The sequence below is a fragment of the Geodermatophilus sp. SYSU D00663 genome (assembly GCF_054050655.1).
The window spans coordinates 1-24807 of sequence record NZ_JBJGZT010000044.1 but is presented as its reverse complement, the minus strand read 5'-3'; the positions used below and the strand labels follow the sequence as shown (position 1 = coordinate 24807).

Here is a 24807-nt window from a genome sequence, read left to right as displayed (position 1 = left end):
CCCCCCCCCCCCCCCCCCCCCCCCCCCCCCCCCCCCCCCCCCCCCCCCCCCCCCCCCGCCCCCCCCCCCCCCCCCCCCCCCCCCCCCCGGGGCGGGGTGACCGCGGACGCTGCCACGGCGGCCACACGGCGTTCCTGGAGCGCCGGGGAGGCCGGCCCGGACCCCGTAGGCGACGCCCCGTGGGGTGGCACTCCCGGATCCCCGGCCGCCACGGAGCCCGCCGGCATCCGGCGCCGGGAACGCACGAGGGCCCCCTCCCGCGGTGCGGGAGAGGGCCCTCGTCAGCGAGCGGACGTCAGCTGGACTGCGCGTTCTGCCCGACGTAGAACTCGAACAGCAGGCCGCCGATGGTCACGAGCAGGCTCACGACCCCGATGATGATCAGCCAGTCGTACCAGAAGGCCAGGCCCAGGCCCGTGACGGCCGCGGCCGAGGCCAGGCCGAAGGGCCAGTAGCTGGCCGGGGGGAAGAAGCCCAGCTCGCCGGCGCCCTCGGCGATCTCGGCGTCCTTGCGGTCCTCGGGCCGGGCGTCGATGCGGCGGGAGATGAACCAGAAGAAGCCGCCGATGAGGCCGGTGAGCCCCCCGGACAGGATCAGCGCGGTGGTGCCGATCGGCTCCTGCGACCAGAAGCCGTAGACGGCCGCGGCGACGATGCAGAACACCGCGATGAGGTTGAAGATGAGCGCCTCGACCTTCACGGCCGTCCTCCCTGCGCAGCGTCGGTGCGGTGGTCCTCGGTGCCGGCGGACACGTCAGTCGGCCGCACGCTGGTAGTAGCCGTCGCCCACGCGGAACGGCCGGGTCGTGGTGGCCTCGCCGTCCTGGCCGATGCTCTCGAGCGCCTCGCGGGTGCTCTGACCCGCCTCACGGGCGGCCAGGTAGGCCTCGTAGTCCTCGGCGCTGACGATGCGGACCTCGAAGTTCATGTACGCGTGGTACGAGCCGCAGAGCTCCGCACAGCGCCCGACGTAGGCACCCGTCTCGTTCGGGTGCAGCTCGAAGACGTTGTCCCGGCCGTTCTCGTTGCCCGGGATGACGTCGAGCTTGAAGAGGAACTCCGGCACCCAGAACGAGTGGATGACGTCGGCGGAGGCGACCTCGAAGCGGATGTCCTGGTCGACCGGCAGCACGAGGATCGGGATCTCGTCGGTCGAGCCGACCGTGTTCACCGGCTCGCCGTCGGGACCGGTGGTCTCCGGGTAGACGAACTGCCAGTTCCACTTGAAGGCGTTGACCGCGATCGTCGTGTCCGGGTCGTCGCTGCGCTCCTGCACGTCGTTCTGCACCGAGGTGGTGAAGAAGAACAGGGCGGCGATGATGATGAACGGGAAGATGGAGTACGCGATCTCCAGCGGCAGGTTGTACGCCGTCTGCCGCGGCAGGTCGTCGCCCTTCTTCCGGTGCACGATCACCGACCAGATGATCAGCCCCCACACGATGAAGCCGACGATCAGCGCCGCGATGACCGACCCGGTCCACAGCTGACGGATCGCCGTCGCTTCCTCGGTCACGCCCTCGGGGAACCCGAAGCGCCAGAACTCGTTGTTGAGGTCGCACCCGGTGAGGGTGAGCACCCCCAGGAGACCGAGCGCGGCGACCCGCGCGAGCCTGCTGCGTCGAGCCACTGCTCGCTGCCTCCTCGTCCTCCGCCCGGCGGTTCCCGGGCGGCTCTCCCGGCGCGGCCACGGGCGGGAGCCCGCCCTGGTCCGTGCGCCGACCTCAGTCTGGGCCGAGACTAGCCGACCCCGCACGGCGGCCGACCACCGGAGACCCGGTACCGGCGGGTCGGCCGGGACCGCCGGGACGCCGGTGACAGGGCCGCTCGTGGCCCTCCTCACCGTGCCGCCTCGCCGGCGGCCGGGGCGGTTAGAGTCGAGGGCGTGTGGACGCGGCTGCTGACCCCCCGCTGGGTGCTGCTGCACCTGCTGGTGGCCGCCCTGTTCGTCGCCACGTTCTTCCTCGGGTACTGGCAGCTGACCAAGGCCGAGGCCGGCGGCGGCGCGGTCAACTGGAGCTACGCGCTGCAGTGGCCGCTGTACGGGCTCATGGGCCTGTGGTTCTACGTCCGGATGGTCCGCGTCGAGCTCAACCGGCACCCCGACGAGGACGAGCCGACCACCGCCGTCGTGCTGTACCAGCGGCCGCGGGTCGACACCAGCGGGGACCCGGAGCTGGCCGCCTACAACGCCTACCTCGCCGAGCTCAACGAGCGGGCGCTCGGTCAGCGGGGTCCGAGTGGCCGCTGAGCCGCAGCAGGGAACGCTGCCCCCCCAGGTGGCCGGCGCGCTCACCCGCTACCGCGTCATGGCCTACGCCGTCGGCGTGATGCTCCTGGTGCTCGTCGCCGTCGCCATCCCGCTGCGCTACGCGGCCGGGATCCCCGAGGTGTCCGCGGTCGTCTCGCCCGTCCACGGGCTGCTCTACATCGTCTACCTCGTCACGGCGTTCGACCTGGCCCTCAAGGCGCGGTTCACCGCCAAGGGGACCCTGCTGGTGCTGCTCGCCGGCGTCGTCCCCCTCGTGTCGTTCGTCGCGGAGCGCCGGGTGACCACCCGCGTCCGCGCCGGCCGGCCCCTCTGACCGTCCTCCTCACTCCCGGGAGAACCCCCGCATGTGCGGCCTGCTGGCCTACCTGTCCACCGACGCGCCCCGGGTCGCCGAGAGGCACGTCGACGACGTCCGCGAGGCGCTGCACTGCCTGCACCACCGCGGCCCCGACGACACCGCGGTCTGGTCGGACCAGAACGTCGTCCTGGGTTTCAACCGGCTGTCGATCATCGACGTCGAGGGCAGCCCCCAGCCCCTCCCCTACGCCGGTGACCGCTACCGGATCCTGTTCAACGGGGAGATCTACAACTACGTCGAGCTGCGGGAGGAGCTGCAGGCCGCCGGCGCGCAGCTGGCCACGCACGGCGACACGGAGACGATCGTCGCGGGCTACCACCTGTGGGGCCAGGACGTCGTCCGGCGGCTGCGCGGGATGTTCTCCTTCGTCATCTGGGACACCGAGACCCGCACCGCGTTCGGCGCCCGCGACCCGTTCGGCATCAAGCCGCTGTTCACCGCGCGCCTGGCCGACGGCGGGCTGGTCTTCAGCTCGGAGAAGAAGGCGCTGCTGCAGCTGCTCGGCGGGAGCGCGGCCGCGGGTGGGGTCGACCCGGCGTCGCTGCAGCACTACCTGACGCTGCAGTACGTGCCGGAGCCGGCGACGCTGCACCGCGGCATCCGCCGGATCGAGAGCGGCACGAGCTTCACCGTCGTCGACGGCGAGCTGTCCACCGCGCGCTACTTCCACCCCGCCTGGACGCCGCAGCCGGTGCCCGCCGGCCGGGAGCAGGAGCTCTACGACCGCATCGCCGAGGTCCTCGACGAGTCGGTGGCCAAGCACATGCGGGCCGACGTCACCGTCGGGTCGTTCCTGTCCAGCGGCATCGACTCCACCGCGATCGCCGCGCTCGCGCACCGGTACAACCCGGACCTGCTGACGTTCACGGTCGGCTTCCAGCGGCAGGCGCAGTCGGAGATCGAGATCGCCGCCGAGTCGGCGTCGATCCTCGGCGTCAAGCACGTGCCGGTCGAGGTCAGCGCCGAGCAGTTCGCCGCGGCCATCCCCGAGGTGGTCTGGTACCTCGACGACCCGGTCGCGGACCCCGCGCTCGTGCCGCTGTACTTCGTGGCCCGCGAGGCGCGCAAGCACGTGAAGGTCGTGCTGTCCGGCGAGGGCGCCGACGAGCTGTTCGGCGGCTACACCATCTACCGCGAGCCGATCAGCCTCGCGTGGGCGTCGAAGCTGCCGCCGGCCGCCCGCCGGGCGATGGCCCGGATCGCCGACGTGCTGCCCGAGGGCGTCCGCGGCCAGGACCTGCTGCGCCGGGCGTCGATCCCGCTCGAGCAGCGGTACTACGGCAACGCCCGCAACCTGCGCGACGACGAGCTGGCCGCGCTGCTGCCCGGCCGCGACCCCGACCTGTCGCACGTGGCGGTCACCGAGGACCTGTACCGGCGCACCCGCGAGGCCGGCTACGACGACGTGACGGCCATGCAGTACGTGGACCTGTTCACCTGGCTGCGCGGCGACATCCTGGTCAAGGCCGACAAGATGACCATGGCCAACTCGCTGGAGCTGCGGGTGCCGTTCCTCGACCCCGAGGTGTTCGCGGTCGCGAGCACGCTCCCGGTCGAGCAGCGGGTGCCGCGCCGCGGCGACGCCACCAAGTACGCGCTGCGCCAGGCGATGCGCCAGATCGTGCCGCCGCGGATCATGAACCGCCGCAAGCTCGGCTTCCCCGTGCCGACGGCGGACTTCCTCGCCGGGCCGCTGCACGAGTGGGCCCGCGAGATCGTCACCTCGAGCCAGACGCAGGAGTGGCTCGACCGCGACGTCGTCCTCGGCCTGCTGGACCGGCTGCGTGCCGAGGAGGTGCCGAGCAAGCGGATCGCCCGTCAGCTGTGGTCGGTGCTGGTCTTCATGGTGTGGCACGGGATCTTCGTCGAGGAGCGGATCGTCGTCGACGTCCCGGAGACGGTCTACCCCGTCAAGCTCTGAGGACGCGGAACGGCGCCCGCCCCCACGGGGGGACGGGCGCCGTTCTCGCGCTCAGGCGCAGGCGCTCAGTGGAACGAGTCGCCGCACGCGCAGGAGCCCTGCGCGTTCGGGTTGTCGATCGTGAAGCCCTGCTTCTCGATGGTGTCGACGAAGTCGATCACCGCGCCACCCAGGTACGGGCCGCTCATCCGGTCGACGATGACCTCGACGCCACCGAACTCGTAGGTCTGGTCGCCGTCGAGGAACCGCTCGTCGAAGAAGAGCTGGTAGCGCAGGCCGGAGCAGCCACCGGGCTGGACGGCGATGCGCAGACGCAGGTCGTCGCGGCCCTCCTGGTCCAGCAGCGCCTTGACCTTCGAGGCGGCCGGCTCGCTGAGCAGCACGCCGGTGCTGCCGGTGGTCTCGGTGTCCTGCACCGTCATGTCGTTGTCCTCCCACATCCGAGGGCGTCCGTTGCGGCAGTCCCTGCCGCGGGTCAACACCGCCGTGGCGGGCCCTCTTCCCACTGTACGGCGCGCACCGCGGGAGGCCAGTCCCTCACGGGGCCGCACGTAGACTCGCAGCCGTGAAGCTCCGCCTGCCCGGGCGCCGGGACCGCGCCGCCGAGACCGCCCCGGACACCGCCGCCGACTTGACCGAGCAGCAACTGGTGAAGGCCGGCGGCAAGGGCCGCCCGACGCCCAGGCGCGCCGAGGCGCAAGGCCGCCGTCCCGGTCCTCCCCCGCCGCCGCCCACCACGCGCAAGGAGGCCTACGCCCGCATGCGCCAGCAGCAGGCGCAGCGGCGGGCCGACACCCGGGCGGGCATGGCGCGCGGCGACGACGCCTACCTCCCGGCGCGCGACCGCGGCCCGGTGCGCAAGCTCGTGCGCGACCTGGTCGACGCGCGCCGCAACGCGGGCAGCTTCTTCCTGCCCGTCGCCGCGCTGGTGCTGGTCGGGTACTTCATCCCGAACCCGGCGGTGCAGAACTACACGGTCTTCGTCTGGTTCCTGTTCTTCCTGGTGATCATCGTCGACTCGGTGTTCCTGGGCCGGCGGATCTCGAGGACCGTCCGCCGGCGCTTCCCCGACCAGCCGCACCGGATGAAGGGCCTGGTCTGGTACGGCGTCAGCCGGGCGACGATGATCCGCCGCTGGCGGTTCCCGAAGCCCGAGGTCGCGGTCGGCGCCGAGGTCTAGCCGGCACTAGCGTCGGGGCACGTGGAGTACCGACGCCTCGGCCGTTCCGGCCTGACCATCTCCGAGATCGCCTACGGCAACTGGCTCACCCACGGGGGCCAGGTCGAGGAGGACGCCGCGCAGGCCTGCGTGCGCGCCGCCCTCGACGCCGGCATCACGACCTTCGACACCGCCGACGTCTACGCCGGCACCCGCGCCGAGTCGGTGCTCGGCCGCGCCCTGGCCGGCCAGCGCCGCGAGGGCCTGGAGATCTTCACCAAGGTCTACTGGCCCACCGGCCCCGGCCCCAACGACCGCGGCCTGGGCCGCAAGCACGTCACCGAGAGCTGCGACGCCTCGCTGCGGCGGCTGCAGACCGACCACATCGACCTCTACCAGGCGCACCGGTACGACCCGACGGTGCCGCTCGAGGAGACGATGACCGCCTTCGCCGACCTGGTGCGGGCGGGCAAGGTCCTCTACGTCGGCGTCTCGGAGTGGCGGGCCGAGGAGATCGCCGCCGGCGCGGCGCTGGCCCGCGACCTCGGCATCCAGCTGATCAGCAACCAGCCGCAGTACTCCATGCTGTGGCGGGTCATCGAGGACGAGGTCGTCCCGACGTCGCAGCGCGAGGGCGTGTCGCAGATCGTCTGGTCGCCGCTGGCCCAGGGCGTGCTCACCGGCAAGTACCGGCCGGGCGAGCAGCCGCCGGCCGACAGCCGGGCCGGGCACAGCGAGGCCGGGCAGTCGATGCGCGGCTTCCTGCGCGACGACGTCCTCAGCCGCGTGCAGGAGCTGCGGGCCGTCGCCGACGACCTCGGCCTGTCCATGGCCCAGCTCGCCGTCGCCTGGGTGCTGCAGAACGACAACGTGGCCGCGGCGATCATCGGCGCGACCCGCCCGGAGCAGGTGCACGACAACGTGAAGGCCGCGGGTGTGCGCCTCGAGGACGACGTGATGGCGCGCATCGACGAGGTGCTCGGGGACGTCGTCGAGCGCGACCCGGCCAAGACCGCCCGGGGCTGACCGACCCCCGGCCTGGACCTCAGGTCGAGGTTCAGGCCGGGGCCAGCGCCATCGGCCCGTACGCCTTGGTGTCGCCGTCGAACAGGCTCACCGTGGCCACGCCCCGGGCCAGCAGGTCCCGCCAGTTCTCCCCGAGCCACGACTCGGCGTCGCCCTGGTTGTCCGCGGGCGGCACCTCGACGCCGAGCGCCGCCGGGTCCAGGGTCGCGCCGGTCGGGTCCTCCAGCCGCCACGTCCAGCTCATGGCGCGAGGGTAGTGACCGCGCCGTCCGCCCGCGTCGTGTCCGGGGTGTGACCACCCGCGGGGTTACGCCGCCGATCTCCCCGGGCATGGGAGGTCATCGACCGCCCCGTTCCCCGGAGGACCGATGACCGTGCCCCCCGCGGGCGCCTCGCGCGCCACACCCCCGCCGCCGTCGACCGACGAGGCCTCGACCGGCCAGCTGATCAGCCAGCTGACCGAGCAGGTCTCCCGCCTGGTCCGCGACGAGGCGCGCCTCGCCCAGGCCGAGATGACGCAGAAGGCCAAGCGCCTGGGCATCGGCGCCGGCCTGTTCGGCGGCGCCGGGCTGTTCGGCTTCCTCGGGCTGTGCGTGCTGGTCGCCACCGCCGTCCTGGCCCTGGACGTCGTCCTGCCCGCCTGGCTCGCCGCCCTGATCGTGGCGGTGGTGCTGTTCGCCGTCGCCGGGGTCCTGGCGCTGGTCGGCAAGAAGGACGTGCAGAAGGGCACGCCGCCGGTGCCGACCGAGGCGATCGCCAGCACCAAGGCCGACATCGCGACGGTGAAGCAGAGTGCGCGCCGATGAGCACCCCGACCGGCGGCTCCCGGCCCGACGACGCCGCCGCGAACGGCCCCACCGACCCCGAGGCCATCAAGGCCGAGATCGAGGCCACCCGGGAGCAGCTCGGCCGCACCGTCGACGAGCTCAGCCACCGCCTCGACGTCCCCGCCCGGGCCAAGGAGGGGGCGGCCCGGGCCAAGGACACCGCCGTCGAGACCTACCGCGAGAGCCCGCCCACCGTCATCGGCGCCGGTGCCGCGCTCGCAGGCCTGGTCGGGCTGCTCGTCTGGCGGCGGCGGCGCCGGCACCGCCGGGCCGCGGCCGCCGCCACCGGGTCGACGACCGCCGTGGCACAGGCCCGCGCCGAGGCCCACCGGGCCCGCAAGGAGGCCGCCCGCGAGGCGGCCCAGGCCCGCCGGGCGGTGGCGAGGAATGCGCGGAGGACGAGGCAGCGGACCCGGAAGGCCGCGAGGAGGGTGCGGAAGTGAGCAGCAAGGGCGCGAAGCTCGTCTACCGCCCGGTCGGCCTGGTCGGGGGCATCCTCGCCGGTGTCGTCTCCGGGGCGGTCTTCAAGCAGGTGTGGAAGCGCATCTCCGGGGAGGACGACGCCCCCGACGCGCTGCAGAGCGAGTACCGCATGCGCGAGGTGGTCCTCGCCGCGGCGATCCAGGGCGCGATCTTCGCCGCCACCAAGGCGGCGATCGACCGCGCCGGCGCGCGCGGCTTCACCAAGCTCACCGGCAGCTGGCCGGGCGACTGACGCCGCCCGGCCGGACGGCGACCGACGGGAGGGGGCGGCAGATGGGCGGGACCAGGCAGCGCGACAGCGCGGTCGACCGCATCCGCGAGCGGGTCGAGGAGAAGGCCGCCCGGCGGGCGGCCGCGCGGGAGGCGGCGCAGCGGGCCGCCCGGGGTGAGGAGGCGGCCGATCCGGGCCGGGTGCCACCCGGCGGCCCGACGCCGGCCGAGCTCCCCGGGATGCACGCGGACAAGCCCACCGAGATCCCGGCCCGGGGCTGGAAGCAGATCGTCAAGCGGGCGTGGGCGGAGAACAACGCCGACAACATGCCGATCATCGCCGGCGGCGTCGCGTTCTTCGCCTTCCTCGCGATCTTCCCGGCGCTGATCGCGACGATCTCCATCTACGGGCTCGTGGCCTCGCCGGAGACCGTCGCCCGGCAGGTCGAGAGCCTCTCGGCCCAGCTGCCCGACGAGGCGGCGGCGCTGATCGGCGACCAGCTGACCGCGATCACGCAGAACAGCGGCGGCGCGCTGTCGCTGTCGCTCGTGGTCTCGGTGCTCGCGGCGCTGTGGTCGGCGTCCGGCGGCACGGGCAACGTCATCACCGCGGTGAACATCGCCTACGACGAGGTGGAGACCCGCGGCTTCGTCAAGCGCAAGGCGATGGCGCTCGGGCTCACGCTCGGCGCCATCGTGTTCGTGCTGGTCACCTTCGCGCTGGTCGCGGTGGTGCCGGTCGTGATGGACGCGCTCCCCCTCGGCGTCGTCGGCACGGTCCTGGCGCAGGTCCTGCGGTGGGTCCTGCTGCTCGGGGTGTTCGCCGGCTCGCTGGCGGTGCTCTACCGGGTCGCTCCCGACCGCGACGCGCCGCAGCTCAAGTGGGTGAGCCTCGGCGCGATCGTCGTCACGGTCATCTGGGCGCTGGTCAGCCTGGGCTTCAGCTTCTACGTCAACAACTTCGGCTCGTACGACAAGACCTACGGCGCCATCGCCGGCGTCATCGTGCTGATGCTGTGGCTGTACCTGACCTGCTACCTGGTCCTGCTCGGCGCGGAGATCAACTCCGAGGCCGAGCACCAGACGGCCGAGGACACCACCGAGGGCCCGCCGGTCCCCATGGGCCAGCGCAACGCCACGATGGCCGACGAGCTGCCCGACCCGCCGGAGCCGACGAAGGAGTCGAAGCAGAAGGCCTGAGCCCCTCCCCGGCGGGCTCCTGCGCTCAGCGCACGTGGGAGGGCACGAACGGCGGCCGGACGGCGACGACGGGCTGCGGGCGGCCCCGGACGTCGACGGCGAGCGGGGTGTCCGGGGCGATCCCGGCCGCGGCGTCGAGCAGGGCCAGCGCGATCCCGGTGCGCAGCGTCGGGGAGAAGGTGCCGCTGGTGACCTCGCCGACGCGGCGGCCGGACTCGTCGAGCACGTCCATGCCGGGACGCGGGATGCCGCGGCCGGTGGCGCGCAGGCCCCACAGCAGCCGCGTCGCGCCGGCCTCCCGCTCGGCCAGCAGCGCCTGCCGCCCCCAGAACGCGGGCTTCCTCCACCCGACCGCCCAGCCGCTGCGCGCCTGGTTGGGGGTGATCCGGCGGGACAGCTCGTGCCCGTGCAGCGGGTAGCCCATCTCGGTGCGCAGCGTGTCCCGCGCGCCCAGCCCGCACGGGCGGATCCCCTCGGCGGCGCCGGCCTCGAGCAGCCGGTCCCACAGCGCGTCGGCCCGCTCGGCGGCGACGAGCAGCTCGTAGCCGTGCTCGCCGGTGTAGCCGGTGCGGCAGACGGTGACCTCCTGCCCCTCCCCGCCGGCGAACGCCATGTAGTCCAGTCCGGCGGCCAGTCCGGCGGCCTCGAGGACGGCGGCGGAGCGCGGCCCCTGCACGGCGAGGACGGCGACCTCCTCGTGCCGGTCGGTCACCGTGACGCCGTCCGGCGCGGCGGCCGCCAGCCGCGCCAGGACCTCCTGCGCGTTGGCGGCGTTGGGCACGAGCAGCACGTCGTCGGGTGAGTGCAGGTAGACGATGAGGTCGTCGACCACGCCGCCGGCGTCGGCCTCGCCGTCGGGGACGCAGCACAGCGTGTACTGCGCCTGCCCCGGTCCGATCCGCCCGAGGTCGTTGGTCAGGCAGGCGTCGACCAGAGCCGCGGCACCGGGCCCGCGCACGGTGCCGGTGCCCAGGTGCGAGACGTCGAACAGGCCCACCGCCTGCCGCACGGCGGCGTGCTCGGCGAGCACCCCGCCGCCGGCGTACTCGATCGGCATCGACCAGCCGCCGAAGTCGGCCAGCTTGGCGCCGGCCGCCACGTGGCGGTCGTGGAGGGGCGAGGTCCGCGCGGTCACCCCCGCACGCTATCCGGCGACCTGCTGGAACGGCCCCCGTGCACGGACCCGCGCCGGGCCTGCGAGGCGTGGGGCACACGGGGGTCCTTCTAGGATCGAGCGGTGCCGCCCACGATCACCGCCACCGACCGCCCGCTCGAGAAGACGCCCGCCGACGCCGTCGTCGTCGGCATCGGGAAGGGGTCCGCCGGCCTGCTGCCCACGCCGGGCGCGGAGGCCGTGGACCGGCTGCTCGGCGGCAGGCTGCTGCCCGCCCTGGCCGACCTCGGGGCGCGCGGCGCCCAGGACGAGGTCACCCGGGTGGCCAGCCTCGGGCAGGGGCCGTTCCCGGTCGTCGCCGCCGTCGGGCTCGGCGCCCCCGAGGCCACCGGCGGGTACTCCCCCGAGGCGATCCGGCGTGCCGCCGGCGCCGCCAGCCGCGCGCTGACCGGCCGCGGCTCGGTCGTGACCCTGCTGGCCGCCGTCGGCGGGACCCCCGACGCCGAGCGGCTGCACGCCGTCGGCGAGGGCGCCCTGCTGGGCGCGTACGAGTTCACCGCCTACAAGTCCGACCTGCCCGCCGACCGGCCCACCCCGCCGCGCGAGTTCACGGTCGTCGTCCCCGACGCCGGTGCGGCCAAGGCCCCGCTGGCGCGGGCCCGCGCCGTGGCCGACGCGGTCGCGCTGGTGCGGGACCTGGTCAACACCCCGCCCAACGACCTCCACCCGGCCGAGCTCGCCTCCCGCGGCGCCGCGGCCGGCAAGGCGGCCGGCCTGAAGGTCGAGGTGCTCGACGAGGACGACCTCGTCGCCGGCGGCTACGGCGGCATCCTGGCCGTCGGCGCCGGCTCCGCGCGCGGCCCGCGGCTGCTGCGGATGACCTACACGGGCAAGAAGGCGCAGAAGAGGGTCGCCCTCGTCGGCAAGGGCATCACCTTCGACAGCGGCGGCCTGTCGATCAAGCCCGCCGCGAAGATGGACGAGATGAAGAGCGACATGGCCGGCGCCGCGGCCGTGATCGCCACCGTGTGCCTGGTCGCCCAGCTCGGCCTGCCGGTCGAGGTGACCGCCACCGTGCCGATGGCGGAGAACCTGCCCAGCGGGACCGCGTACCGCCCCGCCGACGTGGTCACCTTCCGCAACGGCAAGAAGGCCGAGATCACCAACACCGACGCCGAGGGCCGGGTGATCCTGGCCGACGCCATCGCCCGCGCGGCCGAGGACTCCCCGGACGTCCTGCTCGAGACCTCGACCCTCACCGGCGCCCAGCTGGTCGCCCTCGGCGCGCGCACCGCCGGCGTCATGGGCAGCGACGACATGCGCGACGCGGTCGTCGCGGCCAGCCGGCGCAGCGGCGAGCCGATGTGGCCGATGCCGATGCCCGAGGAGCTGCGGCGCGGCATCGACTCGCCGGTCGCCGACTTCGTCAACGCCAACGCCGACCGGATGGGCGGCATGCTCGTCGGGGCGCACTTCCTCGCCGAGTTCGTCCCGGCCGGGCTGCCCTGGGCGCACGTCGACATCGCCGGCCCCAGCTTCAACACCGGTGCGCCCTGGGGCTACACGCCCAAGGGCGGCACCGGGGTGCCGGTCCGCACCCTGCTGGCGACCATCGAGGACCTGCTGACCCGCTGACCGCCCGTGCGGCCGGGGACCCCGGCCGCACGCGGCGCGCAACCGCCCTCGGCCTGCGCCGTCACGTGGAGTGGCAGGATGGTCGAGGACCATCCCCCACCCGTTCCGGTGGGGCAGGCCGAGAGCATCGAGGAGCACGTCGTGAGCGCACCCACCACCCCCGCCGACCTGGTCATCCTCGGTGGTGGCTCGGGTGGCTACGCCGCCGCGCTGCGGGCCGCGGAGCTGGGGATGTCGGTCGTCCTGATCGAGAAGGACAAGGTCGGCGGCACCTGCCTGCACCGCGGGTGCATCCCCACCAAGGCCCTGCTGCACGCCGGTGAGGTCGCCGACCTGGCCCGCGAGGGCGAGCAGTTCGGGGTGAAGACCTCGCTGGCCGGCATCGACATGGACGGCGTCAACTCCTACAAGGACGGCGTCATCTCGCGGCTGTACAAGGGCCTGCAGGGCCTGATCAAGAGCCGCAAGATCACCTACGTCGAGGGCGAGGGCCGGCTGGTCTCCCCCACCGCGGTGGCGGTCGACGGCCAGACCTACGAGGGCCGCCACGTGCTGCTGGCCACCGGCTCCTACTCGCGCTCCATCCCGGGCGTCGAGCTCGACGGCGTCCGCGTCCTGGACAGCGAGCAGGCCCTCGCGCTCGACCGCGTCCCGACCTCCGCGATCATCCTGGGCGGCGGTGTCATCGGCTGCGAGTTCGCCAGCGCCTGGAAGTCCTTCGGCGTCGACGTCACGATCATCGAGGGCCTCAAGCACCTGGTGCCGCTGGAGGACGAGAACTCCTCCAAGCTCCTCGAGCGCGCCTTCCGCCGCCGGAAGATCAACTTCGAGCTCGGCAACATGGTGTCCTCGGTGCAGTCCACCGAGAACGGCGTCAAGGTCAGCCTGCAGAACGGCAAGGAGTTCGAGGCCGAGATCGTGCTGGTGGCCATCGGCCGCGGCCCGGTCAGCCAGGGCCTGGGCTACGAGGAGGCCGGCGTCGCGATGGACCGCGGCTACGTGCTGGTCGACGAGTACTGCCAGACCAACGTCCCGACCATCTCCGCCGTCGGTGACCTCATCCCCACCCTGCAGCTGGCCCACGTCGGGTTCGGCGAGGGCATCCTCGTCGCCGAGCGGCTGGCCGGCCTCCCGGTCGTGCCGATCGACTACGCCGGCGTCCCGCGCGTCACCTACTCCGACCCCGAGGTCGCCTCGGTCGGCCTGACCGAGACCCAGGCCCGCGACAAGTACGGCGACGTCGAGACCCTCGTCTACGACCTGGGCGGCAACGGCCGCAGCCAGATCCTCAAGACCCAGGGCGCGGTCAAGCTGATCCGTCAGAAGGACGGCCCGGTCGTCGGCGTGCACATGGTCGGTAGCCGGGTCGGCGAGCTCGTCGCCGAGGCGCAGCTGATCTTCAACTGGGAGGCCCTGCCCGACGAGGTCGCCTCCCTGATCCACCCGCACCCCACGCAGAGCGAGGCGATCGGCGAGGCCCACCTGGCCCTGGCCGGCAAGCCGCTGCACGCCCACAGCTGAGCCGGCCGGCTCCGCTCCCCGTCTCCCCCACCCGCGCCACCACGAAGGAGCCCCGCCCCGATGCCGACCTCCGTCACCATGCCCGCCCTGGGCGAGAGCGTCACCGAGGGCACGGTCACCCGATGGCTGAAGCAGGAGGGTGAGCAGGTCGAGGCCGACGAGCCGCTGCTCGAGGTCTCGACCGACAAGGTCGACACCGAGATCCCCTCCCCCGCGGCGGGTGTCCTCACCAAGATCCTCGTGTCCGAGGACGAGACCGTCGAGGTCGGCGCCGAGCTGGCCGTGATCGGCGGCGAGGGTGACGGCGCGGGTGCCGGCGGTCCGGCCTCCGCCGACGACGCCACCACCCCGCAGACCCCGGTCGAGCAGGTGGAGGACGCCGGTCCCGGCGCCGCCGACGAGCCGCAGCCCGCCCCCGCCGCCGAGGCCCCCGCCCCCGCCGACCAGGGCGGCGGTCAGGGCGGTGGCGAGGGGACGCCGGTGACCATGCCGGCGCTCGGCGAGAGCGTCACCGAGGGCACCGTCACCCGCTGGCTCAAGGCGGTCGGCGACGAGGTCACCGCGGACGAGCCGCTGCTCGAGGTCTCGACCGACAAGGTCGACACCGAGATCCCGGCCCCGGTGTCGGGGACGCTGCTGTCGATCACGGTCAACGAGGACGAGACCGTCGAGGTCGGCGCCCAGCTGGCGGTGATCGGGTCCGGCGCCGCCGGTGGCGGTGCCCCCGCTGCCGCCCCCGCCGCGCCGGCACCCGCCCCGCAGGAGGCCCCCGCCCCGGCCCCGGCTCCCGCTCCGGCGCCGCGTCAGGAGCAGCAGCCCGCGCCCCAGCCGCCGGCCGCGCCGCCGTCGGTCCCCGCCGGGGCCGACTACGGGTCCGGCGAGGCCGAGACCGTCCGCGCGCAGCAGAGCAACCAGCCCTCCCAGCCCGCGCGGGCCGAGGCCCCGTCCTCGGCAGGCGCGGCTCCGGCGAGCGCGGCCCCGGCCGACGGTGGCGGCACCTACGTGACGCCCCTGGTGCGCCGCCTGGCCGCCGAGCACGGCGTCGACCTGGCCGGCATCACCGGCACCGGCGTGGGCGGCCGCATCCGCAAGCAGGACGTCCTGGCCGCCGCGGAGGCCGCCTCCGCCCCGGCCGCGGCTCCGGCGGCCGCTCCGGCCCCGGCCGCCGCCGGCCGGCCCACCACGCCGTCGCCGGCTGCCCGGCCGGACACCGCGCTGCGCGGCCGCACCGAGAAGATGTCCCGCCTGCGCGGGGTCATCGCCCGGCGGATGGTCGAGTCGCTGGCGGTCAGCGCCCAGCTGACCACCGTCGTCGAGGTCGACGTCACCCGGATCGCCAAGCTGCGCGACCGGGCCAAGCGGGACTTCGAGGCCCGCGAGGGCGTCAAGCTGTCGTTCCTGCCGTTCTTCGCGAAGGCGGCGGTCGAGGCGCTCAAGGCCCACCCGGCCGTGAACTCCTCGGTCGACATGGAGGCCGGCACGGTCACCTACCACGACCAGGAGAACCTGGGCGTCGCCGTCGACACCGAGCGCGGCCTGCTCGTGCCGGTCATCCACGGCGCCGGTGACCTGAGCATCGGCGGGCTCGCCCGCAAGATCGCCGATCTCGCCGAGCGCACCCGCCTGAACAAGGTGACGCCGGACGAGCTGGGCGGCGGCACGTTCACGCTGACCAACACCGGCAGCCGCGGCGCCCTGTTCGACACGCCGATCATCAACCAGCCGCAGGTGGCGATCCTGGGCACCGGCACCGTGGTCAAGCGCCCGGTCGTCGTGCAGGACCCGGACCTCGGCGAGGTCATCGCGGTGCGCTCGATGGTCTACCTGGCCCTCACCTACGACCACCGGATCGTCGACGGCGCCGACGCCGCCCGGTTCCTCGGCACGGTGAAGGAGCGGCTCGAGGCCGGACAGTTCGAGGGCGAGCTCGGCCTGAGCTGACGTCCCCCGGTCGGGCCCCGGCGCACGCGCCGGGGCCCGACGTCGTACCGGGCAGGGGGGACGAGGAGGGTCATGAAGATCGCCGTCACGGGGGCCTCCGGGCTCATCGGGTCGACGCTGGTGCCGGAGCTGCGCGCCGACGGGCACGAGGTCATCCGGCTGGTCCGCCGCACCCCCCGCACCGCCGACGAACACCGCTGGGACCCCCAGCACCGGCGGATCGACCCGGCGCTGCTGCGCGACGTCGACGCGGTGGTGAACCTCGCCGGCACGCCGATCCGGCCGCGCCCGTTCACCGAGGCGTACCGGCGGGACCTGCTGGCCAGCCGGGTGGACAGCACCACCACGATCGCCGAGGCGCTCGCCACCGCGGCCGCCGAGGACCCCTCGCGCAGGCGGGTGCTGCTGTCGGCCTCCGCGGTCGGCTACTACGGCGACACCGGGGACCGGGTGGTCGAGGAGGACGCCCCGCCGGGGGACGACTTCCTCGCCCGCGTGTGCGTGCAGTGGGAGGCCGCCACCGCTCCCGCAGCCGAGGCGGGCGTCCGGGTGGTCACGCTGCGGACCGGCCTGGTCATCGGCCGCGGCGCCATGCTGGTGCGCATCCTCGGCACGGTCTTCCGGCTCGGCCTCGGCGGCCGGGTGGGGTCGGGGCGGCAGTACTGGCCGTGGGTGAGCCTGGACGACGAGGTGGGCGCCATCCGCTTCCTGCTGACCGCCGGAGAGGTGTCCGGGCCGGTCAACCTCACCGGCCCCGACCCCGTGCGCAACGACGAGTTCGTCCGGGAGCTGGGCCGGGCCGTGCACCGTCCGACGGTCCTGCCGGTGCCCGGCTTCGCCATCCGGTCGGCGCTCGGCGAGTTCGGGCGCTCCAGCGTCCTCGCCGGGCAGCGGGCCGTGCCGGCGCGGCTGCTGGCGGCCGGCTACCCGTTCCGGCACCGGGACCTGCCCTCCGCCCTCCGCGAGGCGCTCGACCGCGGCTGACGCCTCCGCCGGGCTCACGCCAGCCGCCCCGCGGTCCCGATCCGCCAGCCGCCGCTCCCGGGGACCAGCACCATCGTCACCGGCGCCTCCCCGCGGCCGGCCTCCGTGCGCAGCACCGGGCCGTCCGGGGACGCGGCCGCCACGACCGCGTACTCCGGCCAGCTGTCGACCAGCCGCACCTGCACGGACCCGTCCCCGGTGGTCGCGGCCCCGACCGTCACGCCGGAAACCGAGGGTGTGAAGCCGCGCAGCACCTCGCCGGCGGCGGTGAGGGAGCTCAGGTGGGCGCGGTCGGCGGCGAGCAGCGGGCTGTCCGCGGTGTAGACCTCGTCCAGCAGCGCCGGGGAGCCGGTGGCGAACGCCCGCGCGCGGCGGTCGTAGAGGTCGGTGAGGACGGCGCTCCAGTCGACCTGCTCCGCCGACGGCGGCGGGGCCGGCGCGGAGGACGGGACCGGCGCCGACGACGCGGTCGCCGCGGGCGACGGGACCGCCGCCGCGGACGGCGCCGGTTCGGCGGACGCCGGAGCCGGAGCGGCCGCCGCCGGTCCGCCGGGCCCGGAGCGGGTCAGCGCCAGCCCGAGCGCCACCGCGCCCAGCACCAGGGCGGCGACCGCGATGCCCGCGGCAGCCCGCCGCACGAACGGTCCCCCCGGCCGCCAGGACCGGGCCGACGGTGCGGGGACCTCGGCGGGCGCGGGCCGGCGACGCCGGCCGGGCACCTGGTGGGTCAGCTCGGTGCGCGGCCCGCGGCCGGTCCGCGCCAGGTCGGCATCGGGGACCCCCGGCGTCGGCAGCCGCACCGGCTCCGGGCGGCAGGCGTGCCGCAGGTCGAGCGCGAGGGCCGCCGCCGACCCCCGCGCGTGCGGATCGGCCGACAGGCCGCGGCCGACCACCTCGAGCAGCGCGCGCGGCGTGCCGGGAGCCAGCTCGGCGAGGTCGGGCAGCTCGCCGGCGGCGGCGACGGCGAGGGTGTCGGCGGGGGTCGCAGCGTTCCACGGCGGGACACCGGTCAGCGCGTGGAAGGCGGCCGCGGCGACGCCGAAGACGTCCGAGGCCGGGCCGGGTGCGCTCCCGCGGGCGACGGCGGGGTCGACGTAGGCCGGGGTCACCTCACCGGCCGCGTCCTCACCGAGGACCCGCGCCACGCCGAGGTCGGTGAGCACCGGGCGTCCCTCGGCGGTGAAGACGACGTTCCCCGGGGACAGGTCGCCGTGGACGACGCCCTGCTCGTGCGCGCAGGCCAGCGCGGCCGCCACCGGCGCCAGCGCGGTGACCACCTCACCGGGGCGCAGCCGGCCGCGGCGGGCCAGCAGCGCCGCCAGGCTGCCGCCCTCGAGCAGGTCGAGGACCAGCGCCACCCGGGCCGGGCCGCCGCGCCGGGGCTGGTGCACCACCTCGTGCAGCCGGACCAGGTGCGGGTGGTCGAGAGCACCCAGCAGCGCCGCCTCGCGCGCCTGCCGCCCGGCGTCGCCGGCCACGAGCAGCTTCACCGCCACCGGCGCGCCGCCGTCACGCGGCCTCGCGCGCCAGACCTCGCCGGACCCGCCGCGGCCGAGCAGCCGGTCGAGCCGGTAGCCGGGGACGACCGGCGGCGCCGGGGCGTCGTCGGGGCCGGCGCTGGGCGAGGGGGTGGTGGGCACGGCGGGGACCGTAGGCCGCACCGGCCCCGCCCCGCCCCCGCCGTCCACAGGCCCGGGCGGCGTCCACAGGCGCCGTCCCGGACGGGTGCCCGGCGCCGACTGCACCTAGGTTCGGGACATGCCGCTGCCCGCCCGTGCCGAGGTCGTCGTCGTGGGCGCCGGGCTGGCCGGTCTGTCGACGGCCACCCGCCTGGCCGCCGCCGGGATCGACGTGCACCTCCTGGAGGCCTCCGCCTCCGCGGGCGGCCGGCTGGCCACCGAGCGGGTCGACGGGTTCGTCGTCGACCGCGGCTTCCAGGTGTTCAACACCGGCTACCCGCGCGCCGCCGACCTCGACCTGCCCGCCCTCGACCTCGGCTTCTTCGCCCCCGGGGCGGTCGTCCGCGTCGGCGACCGCGCGCACCGGGTCGCCGACCCGCGCCGCCGGCCGTCCGCGGTGGCCGACACGCTGCGGTCGCCGGTGGGGTCCCTGAGGCACAAGGCGGCGATCGCCGCGTTCTCCGCGCGGGCCGGGTACCGGCCGGTCCCGAGCCTGCTGGCGGCCCCGGAGACCTCCGCGGCCGAGCACCTCCGGCGGGCCGGCGTCGGCACCACGGCCCTGGAGCGGTTCTTCGGGCCGTTCTTCGCCGGCGTGCTGCTCGAGGACCGGCTGGAGACCTCCAGCCGCTATCTGGACCTGCTGTGGCGCAGCTTCGTCCGCGGCGGCACCGGCCTGCCGGCGCAGGGCATCCAGGCGATCGGCGAGCAGCTGGCCGCCCGGGTCGGCGAGGGGCGCGTCCACCACGGGGTCCGGGTCACCGCGGTCTCGGGCACCTCGGTCGACAGCGACGCCGGTCCGGTGCGCGCCGACGCCGTCGTGGTGGCCACCGACCCCGACACCGCCGCCGTCCTCGTGCCGGCGGTCGAGGCCGCCGCGCCCCGCCAGGTGACGACCCACTACCACGTGCTGCCGGCCTCGCCGTGGCCCGAGCCGCTCATCGTCCTGGGGACGCCCGGCGGCCGCCTGGTCAACAGCGTGGTGCTCACCGACGCCCAGCCGGCCTACTCCCCCGACGGCCGCGCCCTGGTGGCCAGCAGCTCGCTGGCACCGACGCCGGAGGCCGAGGTCCGCGGGGAGGTGGCCCGGCTGCACGACGTCGCGACGGCGGACCTCGGGCACCTGACATCGGTGACCGTGACCGGCGCACAGCCGGCCGCGCTCCCCCCGCTGCGGCTGCGCCGCCCGGTCGACCTCGGCGGCGGCCTGTACGTCTGCGGCGACCACCGGGACACCCCGTCCATCCAGGGCGCCATGGCCAGCGGCCGCCGCACCGCCGCCGCGGTGCTGCGCCGGCTGCGGCCCGCGACCGCAGCCGCGGCCGCGGCCGGGGCCGGGGCCGCCTGATGCCCGCCACCGCCCCGACGATCGTGGCCACGAGCATCGGCTTCGACTCCCGCGGCCGGGGCCCCTACGACTGGGCGCCGGGCCCGGTGTTCGACCTGGCCGTCGAGCTCGCCGGGGCGCCCGCGCAGCCGCGCCTGTGCTACCTGGGCACCGCCACCGGCGACGACCCCGCGCGCCTGGCCGGCGTGTACGGCGCCTTCGCCGGCAGCGCGGTCCGGCTCAGCCACCTGAGCCTGTTCCCGATGCCCACCGTCCCCGACGTGCGCGCGCACCTGCTGGCGCAGGACGTGATCTGGGTCGGCGGCGGCAGCGTGGCCAACCTGCTGGCGGTGTGGCGGGTGCACGGTCTCGACGAGGTCCTGGCCGAGTGCTGGCGGGCCGGGGTGGTGCTCGGCGGGGTGTCGGCGGGGTCGCTGTGCTGGCACGTCGGCGGCACCACCGACTCCTACGGCCCCGACCTGCGGCCGGTCACCAACGGGCTGGGACTGATCCCCACCTCCAACGGCGTCCACCACGACTCCGAGGAACAACGCCGCCCGCTGTACCGGCGGCTGGTCGCCGAGGGCACGCTGCCCGCCGGGCACGCCACCGACGACGGCGTGGGCCTGGTCTACCGGGGGACGGCACTGGTCGAGGCGGTCGCCGACCGGCCGGGCAAGGCGGCCCACCGGGTGGAACGGGGTCCCGACGGCACCGCCGTGGAGACCCGCCTCGAGCCCCGCCGGCTGCGGTGATCGCGGGCATAGGCTGGGTCCCGTGACCGAACTGCGCGTCGTCCGGGCCGGCACCGTCCCCTACGAGGAGGCCTGGGCGCGCCAGCGCGAGATCCACGCCGCGCGGATCGCCGGGGAGGCGCCGGACACGCTGCTGCTGCTCGAGCACCCGTCGGTCTACACCGCGGGCCGGCGCACCGAGCCGCACGAGCGCCCGCTCGACGGCACGCCGGTGGTCGACGTCGACCGCGGCGGCAAGATCACCTGGCACGGGCCCGGCCAGCTGGTCGGCTACCCGATCGTGGCCCTGCCCGACCCGGTCGACGTCGTGGCCCACGTGCGCCGGCTCGAGGACGCGCTCATGGAGGTGTGCGCCTCGGTCGGCGTCGCGACGATGCGCGTCGACGGGCGCAGCGGCGTCTGGGTGGCCGCCGACGCCCCCGGGCCCGGCAGCCGGTTCCGGCCCGAGCGCAAGATCGCCGCGATCGGCGTGCGGGTCGCGCGCGGGGTGACCATGCACGGGTTCGCGCTCAACTGCGACCCCGACCTCGGCGCGTTCGGCGCGATCGTCCCGTGCGGCATCGCCGACGCCGGGGTCACCTCGCTGAGCGCCGAGCTGGGCCGCGACGTCCCGGTGGCCGAGGTGGTCGACACGGTGGAGGCGGCGATGCGGCGGGTGCTCACCCTCGCCCCCGCCGCCTGATGGCCGGCCTGCCGGACAGCACCTACGTCAGCCTGACCACGTTCCGCCGCACCGGCGAGCCGGTGCCCACGCCGGTGTGGGCCGCACCCGACGGCGACACGCTCGTCGTCTGGACCCGCGCCGACTCCGGCAAGGTCAAGCGGCTGCGGCACACCGCTCGGGTCACCGTGGCGCCGTGCGACGTCCGCGGCCGGGTGACGGGGCCGGTCGTCGAGGCCACCGCCGAGCTGCTGCAGCCGCACGAGTGGCGGCAGGCGCGGGCCGCGCTCGCCCGCCGGTACGGCTGGCGGTGGCGGGTCTCCTACGGCAGCGCGCGCCTGTGGCAGCGGCTGACCCGGCCGGGCACCGAGCGGCACGCGGTCATCCGCGTCCGCCCCGCCTGAACCGGGGTACCGGGCGGGGCCGGCCCCGTCCGGAGGCTCGCCGCGAGCTCGCGAGCGGTGAGGGGGACGGGGTCCTCGGTCAGGCGACGACGAAGTTGACCAGCCGGCCGGGGACGGCGACCACGCGCCGCACGGTCCGGCCGTCCAGCTGCGCGGCGACCTTCTCGTCGGCCCGCGCCGCCTCCTCCAGCGCCGCGGCGTCGGCGTCGGCCGGCACGGTCACCTGCGCCCGCACCTTGCCGTTGACCTGGACCGCGACCTGCACGGTGTCCTCGACCAGCCACCGCTCGTCGGCGACCGGGAACGGCGCCCAGGCGACCGAGTCGGAGTGCCCGAGGCGGGCCCACAGCTCCTCGGCCAGGTGCGGGGCCAGCGGCGCCACCAGCAGCACCAGCGGCTCGGCCACCGCCCGCGGCACCGGGGACTCGGCGCCGTAGGCCGCGGTCAGCGCGTTGGTCAGCTCGGCGATCCGGGCGATGGCGACGTTGAACCGCAGCGTCGCCATGCCGTCGCGCACGCCGGCGATCGCCTTGTGCAGCGCCCGCAGCACGTCCTCGGACGGCGCGGCGTCGTCGGCGGCCCGGACCGCGCCGGTCCCCTCGTCGACGACGACCCGCCAGATCCGTTGCAGCAGCCGCTGCGAGCCGACGACGGCCTTGGTGTCCCACGGGCGCGACTGCTCCAGCGGCCCGGTCGACATCTCGTACACCCGGAACGTGTCGGCCCCGTAGGCGCCGATCATCTCGTCGGGCGTGACCATGTTCTTCAGGGACTTGCCGATCTTCCCGTACTCGCGGTTGACCGGCCTGCCCTCGAAGAAGAACTGCCCGTCCTCCTCGACCACCTCGGCGGCGGGCACGTAGAAGCCGCGCTCGTCGGTGTAGGCGTAGGCGGAGATGTAGCCCTGGTTGACCAGCCGACGGAACGGCTCCTCGCTGGACACGTAGCCCAGGTCGTGCAGCACCTTGTGCCAGAAGCGGGCGTAGAGCAGGTGCAGGACCGCGTGCTCCATGCCGCCGACGTAGAGGTCCACGCCGCCGACGTCGCCCGGCGACTGCGGGCCCAGCCAGTACCGCTCCAGCTCGGGGTCGACCATCTGCGTGTCGTCACCCGGGTCCAGGTAGCGCAGGTAGTACCAGCACGATCCCGCCCAGTTGGGCATCGTGTTGGTCTCGCGCCGGTAGGGCTTCGGCCCGTCGCCCAGGTCGAGCTCGACGGTCGTCCACTCGGTGACCCGCGACAGCGGCGGCTCGGGCTGGGAGTCGGCGTCGTCGTCGGCGAAGGTCTTCGGCGAGTAGTCGTCGACGTCGGGCAGCAGCACCGGCAGCAGCGACTCGGGCACCGCGCGCGGCAGGCCGTCGGCGTCGTAGACGATCGGGAACGGCTCGCCCCAGTAGCGCTGCCGGCTGAACAGCCAGTCGCGCAGCTTGTACGTGGTGGTCGCCTCGCCGTGCCCGGCGGCCACCAGCCACTCGCTCACCCGGGCGATGGCGGCGGCCTTGTCGGTCAGCCCGTCCAGCGAGACGTGCTTGTTCGACGAGTTGATCATCGGGCCGCTGCCGGTGTACGCGCCGCCGTCGAAGTCGGCGGGCGGCTGCACCGTGCGCACGATCGGCAGGCCGAAGGCCTGCGCGAACTCCCAGTCGCGGGTGTCCTCGCCCGGGACGGCCATGATCGCGCCGGTGCCGTAGCCGGTCAGCACGTAGTCGGCGGTGAAGACGGGCAGTTCCGCCCCGGTGACCGGGTTGACGGCGGTGGTGCCCAGCCACACGCCGGTCTTCTCCCGGCTCTCGTTCTGCCGGTCCAGCTCCGAGCGCCGGGATGCCTGCCGCTGGTACTCGCGCACCGCCTCGGCCGGGGTCGCCGCGCCGCCGGTCCACCGCGGGTCGGTGCCGTCGGGCCACGCGTCGGCGGTGAGCGTCTCCACCAGCGGGTGCTCGGGCGCGAGCACCACGTAGGTGGCGCCGAACAGGGTGTCGGGACGGGTGGTGAACACCTCGATCGTCTCGTCACCGGCGGCGAAGCGGATGCGGGCACCGGTCGAGCGGCCGATCCAGTTGCGCTGCATCTGCTTGACCGAGTCCGACCAGTCCAGCCGGTCCAGGTCGGCCAGCAGCCGCTCGGCGTAGGCGGTGATCCGCATCATCCACTGGGTCAGCGGGCGCCGGAACACCGGGAAGTTGCCGCGCTCGGAGCGGCCGTCGGGGGTGACCTCCTCGTTGGAGAGCACCGTGCCCAGGCCCGGGCACCAGTTGACCGGCGCCTCGTGCAGGTAGGCCAGCCGGTGGGCGTCGACGACCTTGCGCTTGTCGACGTCGGACAGCTCGGCCCACGGCCGCCCCGAGGGGTTGGTGCCCGGCGCGGGCTCGCGGGTGCCGGCGTCCAGCTCGGCGACCAGCTCCTCGACCGGGCGGGCGCGACCGGCCTGCTCGTCGAACCAGGCGCCGAAGATCTTCAGGAAGATCCACTGGGTCCACCGGTAGTAGCCCGGGTCGATCGTGGCGAAGGTGCGGCGCTCGTCGTGGTCGACGCCCAGCCGGCGCAGCTGCGCCCGGATCGCCGCGATGTTGGCCTCGGTGGTGATCCGCGGGTGCTGCCCGGTCTGCACGGCGTACTGCTCGGCGGGCAGGCCGAAGGCGTCGTAGCCCATCGGGTGCAGCACGTTGTCGCCGTCCATGCGGCGGAACCGGCTGGTGACGTCGGTGCCCAGGTAGCCCAGGGGGTGGCCGACGTGCAGGCCCGCACCCGAGGGGTACGGGAACATGTCCATGATGAAGGTCTTGGGCCGGCCCTCGACCCGCTCGAAGCCCTCGGACAGGCGGCCCACCGGGTTGGGTGTGTGGAACGTCCCCTCCCGCTCCCACCGGTCCTGCCACTCCAGCTCGATCCGCTGGGCGAGGGCCGGGGTGTAGCGGTGCGGGGGGACGCCCTCCTCGGCCGGCTCGGTCGTGGGCTGGCTGGCCGTCTGGCTCATCGCGGTGCTCCCGGGGTCATCCGTCGGCGGACATGAAAAGACCCCTCACACAGGAGGGGTCGCCGTGCTGACTGGTTGCTCAGGTCAGCACGGCCGGAGAAGCAGGCGTCCGCCGGTCACGGCCGCGAGTCTACCGCCCGGGGCCTCACCCGGACGGGTCGGTCGGGCGCTCCGGGCTGCACCCGGACGACGGACGAGCCGTTGTCGTCCTCGTGCGGCGCGCTCAGGTGTCCCTCCGGCGTGGGGGGGGGGGGGGGGGGGGGGGGGGGGGGGGGGGGGGGGGGGGGGGGGGGGGGGGGGGGGCGGGGGGGGGGGCGGGCGCGCCGCGCGCGGGCTCCCGAGGGGGCGATGATGTCGAGGCA

The 24807-nt window shown here is 75.1% G+C and carries 24 protein-coding genes; 17 read left to right on the top strand and 7 right to left on the bottom strand.

Translation table 11 applies throughout. The features are described from left to right. Positions 1–295 precede the first annotated feature (295 nt). Both ACI79Z_RS22210 and ctaC read right to left on the bottom strand, forming a co-directional pair. A complete protein-coding gene (locus ACI79Z_RS22210) occupies positions 296–700 on the bottom strand; it encodes a cytochrome c oxidase subunit 4 (protein WP_387989235.1) in 405 nt (134 codons plus the stop codon). A 54-nt stretch (positions 701–754) separates the two neighbouring features. After that, positions 755–1627, bottom strand: a complete 873-nt coding sequence (gene ctaC, locus ACI79Z_RS22205; RefSeq protein ID WP_387989232.1) for an aa3-type cytochrome oxidase subunit II — start codon at positions 1625–1627, stop codon at positions 755–757. Between the two features lie 255 nt (positions 1628–1882). On the opposite strand from ctaC, the gene ACI79Z_RS22200 reads away from it, so the two are divergent. The 3 genes from ACI79Z_RS22200 to asnB are packed head-to-tail and all read left to right on the top strand — an operon-like array spanning position 1883 to position 4548. Further along, complete coding sequence (locus ACI79Z_RS22200) at positions 1883–2248, top strand: metalloprotease (RefSeq protein ID WP_387989229.1); 366 nt, start codon at positions 1883–1885, stop codon at positions 2246–2248. Beyond that, positions 2238–2582: a DUF3817 domain-containing protein gene (locus ACI79Z_RS22195; protein ID WP_456904095.1), complete on the top strand. Its 345-nt coding sequence runs from the start codon at positions 2238–2240 to the stop codon at positions 2580–2582. Before ACI79Z_RS22200 ends, ACI79Z_RS22195 begins: the two co-directional genes overlap by 11 nt. 31 nt (positions 2583–2613) lie before the next feature. Continuing rightward, positions 2614–4548, top strand: a complete 1935-nt coding sequence (asnB, locus tag ACI79Z_RS22190) for an asparagine synthase (glutamine-hydrolyzing) (RefSeq protein ID WP_456904093.1) — start codon at positions 2614–2616, stop codon at positions 4546–4548. Between the two features lie 65 nt (positions 4549–4613). On the opposite strand, the gene ACI79Z_RS22185 is transcribed toward asnB, so the two are convergent. Then, the gene (locus ACI79Z_RS22185; protein ID WP_089402984.1) at positions 4614–4970 is read right to left on the bottom strand and encodes a HesB/IscA family protein; all 357 of its coding nucleotides are present in this window, start codon (positions 4968–4970) and stop codon (positions 4614–4616) included. A 143-nt stretch (positions 4971–5113) separates the two neighbouring features. On the opposite strand from ACI79Z_RS22185, the gene ACI79Z_RS22180 reads away from it, so the two are divergent. After that, positions 5114–5728: a DUF3043 domain-containing protein gene (locus ACI79Z_RS22180; RefSeq protein ID WP_387989220.1), complete on the top strand. Its 615-nt coding sequence runs from the start codon at positions 5114–5116 to the stop codon at positions 5726–5728. Between the two features lie 21 nt (positions 5729–5749). Next, positions 5750–6733, top strand: a complete 984-nt coding sequence (locus tag ACI79Z_RS22175) for an aldo/keto reductase family protein (RefSeq protein ID WP_387989217.1) — start codon at positions 5750–5752, stop codon at positions 6731–6733. A gap of 31 nt (positions 6734–6764) precedes the next feature. On the opposite strand, the gene ACI79Z_RS22170 is transcribed toward ACI79Z_RS22175, so the two are convergent. After that, complete coding sequence (locus ACI79Z_RS22170) at positions 6765–6977, bottom strand: hypothetical protein (RefSeq protein WP_387989214.1); 213 nt, start codon at positions 6975–6977, stop codon at positions 6765–6767. 124 nt (positions 6978–7101) lie between these two features. Between ACI79Z_RS22170 and ACI79Z_RS22165 the strand changes: the two genes are divergently transcribed. From ACI79Z_RS22165 to ACI79Z_RS22150, 4 genes are read left to right on the top strand one after another with little or no spacing between them, the layout of a single operon-like run. Continuing rightward, positions 7102–7539, top strand: a complete 438-nt coding sequence (locus ACI79Z_RS22165) for a phage holin family protein (protein WP_456904090.1) — start codon at positions 7102–7104, stop codon at positions 7537–7539. Further along, entirely contained in the window at positions 7536–8003 is a 468-nt protein-coding gene (locus ACI79Z_RS22160) for a DUF3618 domain-containing protein (RefSeq protein WP_387989208.1), read from the top strand. The genes ACI79Z_RS22165 and ACI79Z_RS22160 overlap by 4 nt, the downstream gene beginning before the upstream one ends. Continuing rightward, positions 8000–8275 (top strand): DUF4235 domain-containing protein, encoded by a 276-nt coding sequence (locus ACI79Z_RS22155; RefSeq protein ID WP_387989205.1) that lies wholly within the window; start codon positions 8000–8002, stop codon positions 8273–8275. Before ACI79Z_RS22160 ends, ACI79Z_RS22155 begins: the two co-directional genes overlap by 4 nt. A gap of 41 nt (positions 8276–8316) precedes the next feature. After that, a complete protein-coding gene (locus ACI79Z_RS22150) occupies positions 8317–9453 on the top strand; it encodes a YihY/virulence factor BrkB family protein (RefSeq protein WP_387989202.1) in 1137 nt (378 codons plus the stop codon). 25 nt (positions 9454–9478) lie between these two features. On the opposite strand, the gene gcvT is transcribed toward ACI79Z_RS22150, so the two are convergent. Further along, on the bottom strand, positions 9479–10588 hold the full coding sequence (gene gcvT, locus ACI79Z_RS22145; RefSeq protein ID WP_456904087.1) for a glycine cleavage system aminomethyltransferase GcvT: 1110 nt from the start codon (positions 10586–10588) through the stop codon (positions 9479–9481). A gap of 102 nt (positions 10589–10690) precedes the next feature. Here gcvT and ACI79Z_RS22140 point away from each other — a divergent pair, with 102 nt between their 5' ends. From ACI79Z_RS22140 to ACI79Z_RS22125, 4 genes are all read left to right on the top strand, one after another. Further along, positions 10691–12202 carry a leucyl aminopeptidase gene (locus ACI79Z_RS22140; RefSeq protein ID WP_456904085.1) on the top strand — a complete coding sequence of 504 codons (1512 nt, stop codon included), beginning with the start codon at positions 10691–10693 and terminating at the stop codon, positions 12200–12202. A 141-nt stretch (positions 12203–12343) separates the two neighbouring features. After that, the gene (gene lpdA / locus ACI79Z_RS22135) at positions 12344–13723 is read left to right on the top strand and encodes a dihydrolipoyl dehydrogenase (protein WP_387989193.1); all 1380 of its coding nucleotides are present in this window, start codon (positions 12344–12346) and stop codon (positions 13721–13723) included. 60 nt (positions 13724–13783) lie between these two features. Beyond that, complete coding sequence (sucB, locus tag ACI79Z_RS22130) at positions 13784–15664, top strand: 2-oxoglutarate dehydrogenase, E2 component, dihydrolipoamide succinyltransferase (protein ID WP_456904083.1); 1881 nt, start codon at positions 13784–13786, stop codon at positions 15662–15664. Between the two features lie 72 nt (positions 15665–15736). After that, the gene (locus ACI79Z_RS22125; protein WP_456904081.1) at positions 15737–16648 is read left to right on the top strand and encodes a TIGR01777 family oxidoreductase; all 912 of its coding nucleotides are present in this window, start codon (positions 15737–15739) and stop codon (positions 16646–16648) included. Positions 16649–16662: 14 nt separating this feature from the next. On the opposite strand, the gene ACI79Z_RS22120 is transcribed toward ACI79Z_RS22125, so the two are convergent. Further along, positions 16663–18288 carry a serine/threonine-protein kinase gene (locus ACI79Z_RS22120; protein ID WP_456904079.1) on the bottom strand — a complete coding sequence of 542 codons (1626 nt, stop codon included), beginning with the start codon at positions 18286–18288 and terminating at the stop codon, positions 16663–16665. Positions 18289–18406: 118 nt separating this feature from the next. Here ACI79Z_RS22120 and ACI79Z_RS22115 point away from each other — a divergent pair, with 118 nt between their 5' ends. Genes ACI79Z_RS22115 through ACI79Z_RS22100 form a run of 4 tightly spaced genes read left to right on the top strand, consistent with a single transcriptional unit; the run spans position 18407 to position 21471 of the window. Beyond that, entirely contained in the window at positions 18407–19672 is a 1266-nt protein-coding gene (locus ACI79Z_RS22115) for an NAD(P)/FAD-dependent oxidoreductase (protein ID WP_456904077.1), read from the top strand. Further along, positions 19672–20406 (top strand): Type 1 glutamine amidotransferase-like domain-containing protein, encoded by a 735-nt coding sequence (locus ACI79Z_RS22110; RefSeq protein ID WP_387989177.1) that lies wholly within the window; start codon positions 19672–19674, stop codon positions 20404–20406. The genes ACI79Z_RS22115 and ACI79Z_RS22110 overlap by 1 nt, the downstream gene beginning before the upstream one ends. Positions 20407–20428: 22 nt before the next feature. Next, positions 20429–21088 (top strand): lipoyl(octanoyl) transferase LipB, encoded by a 660-nt coding sequence (lipB, locus tag ACI79Z_RS22105; RefSeq protein WP_387989175.1) that lies wholly within the window; start codon positions 20429–20431, stop codon positions 21086–21088. Continuing rightward, the gene (locus ACI79Z_RS22100; RefSeq protein ID WP_387989172.1) at positions 21088–21471 is read left to right on the top strand and encodes a PPOX class F420-dependent oxidoreductase; all 384 of its coding nucleotides are present in this window, start codon (positions 21088–21090) and stop codon (positions 21469–21471) included. The genes lipB and ACI79Z_RS22100 overlap by 1 nt, the downstream gene beginning before the upstream one ends. A 79-nt stretch (positions 21472–21550) precedes the next feature. Here ACI79Z_RS22100 and leuS read toward each other — a convergent pair whose 3' ends face one another. Further along, positions 21551–24445 carry a leucine--tRNA ligase gene (gene leuS, locus ACI79Z_RS22095; protein WP_456904074.1) on the bottom strand — a complete coding sequence of 965 codons (2895 nt, stop codon included), beginning with the start codon at positions 24443–24445 and terminating at the stop codon, positions 21551–21553. Between the last annotated feature and the right edge of the window lie 362 nt (positions 24446–24807).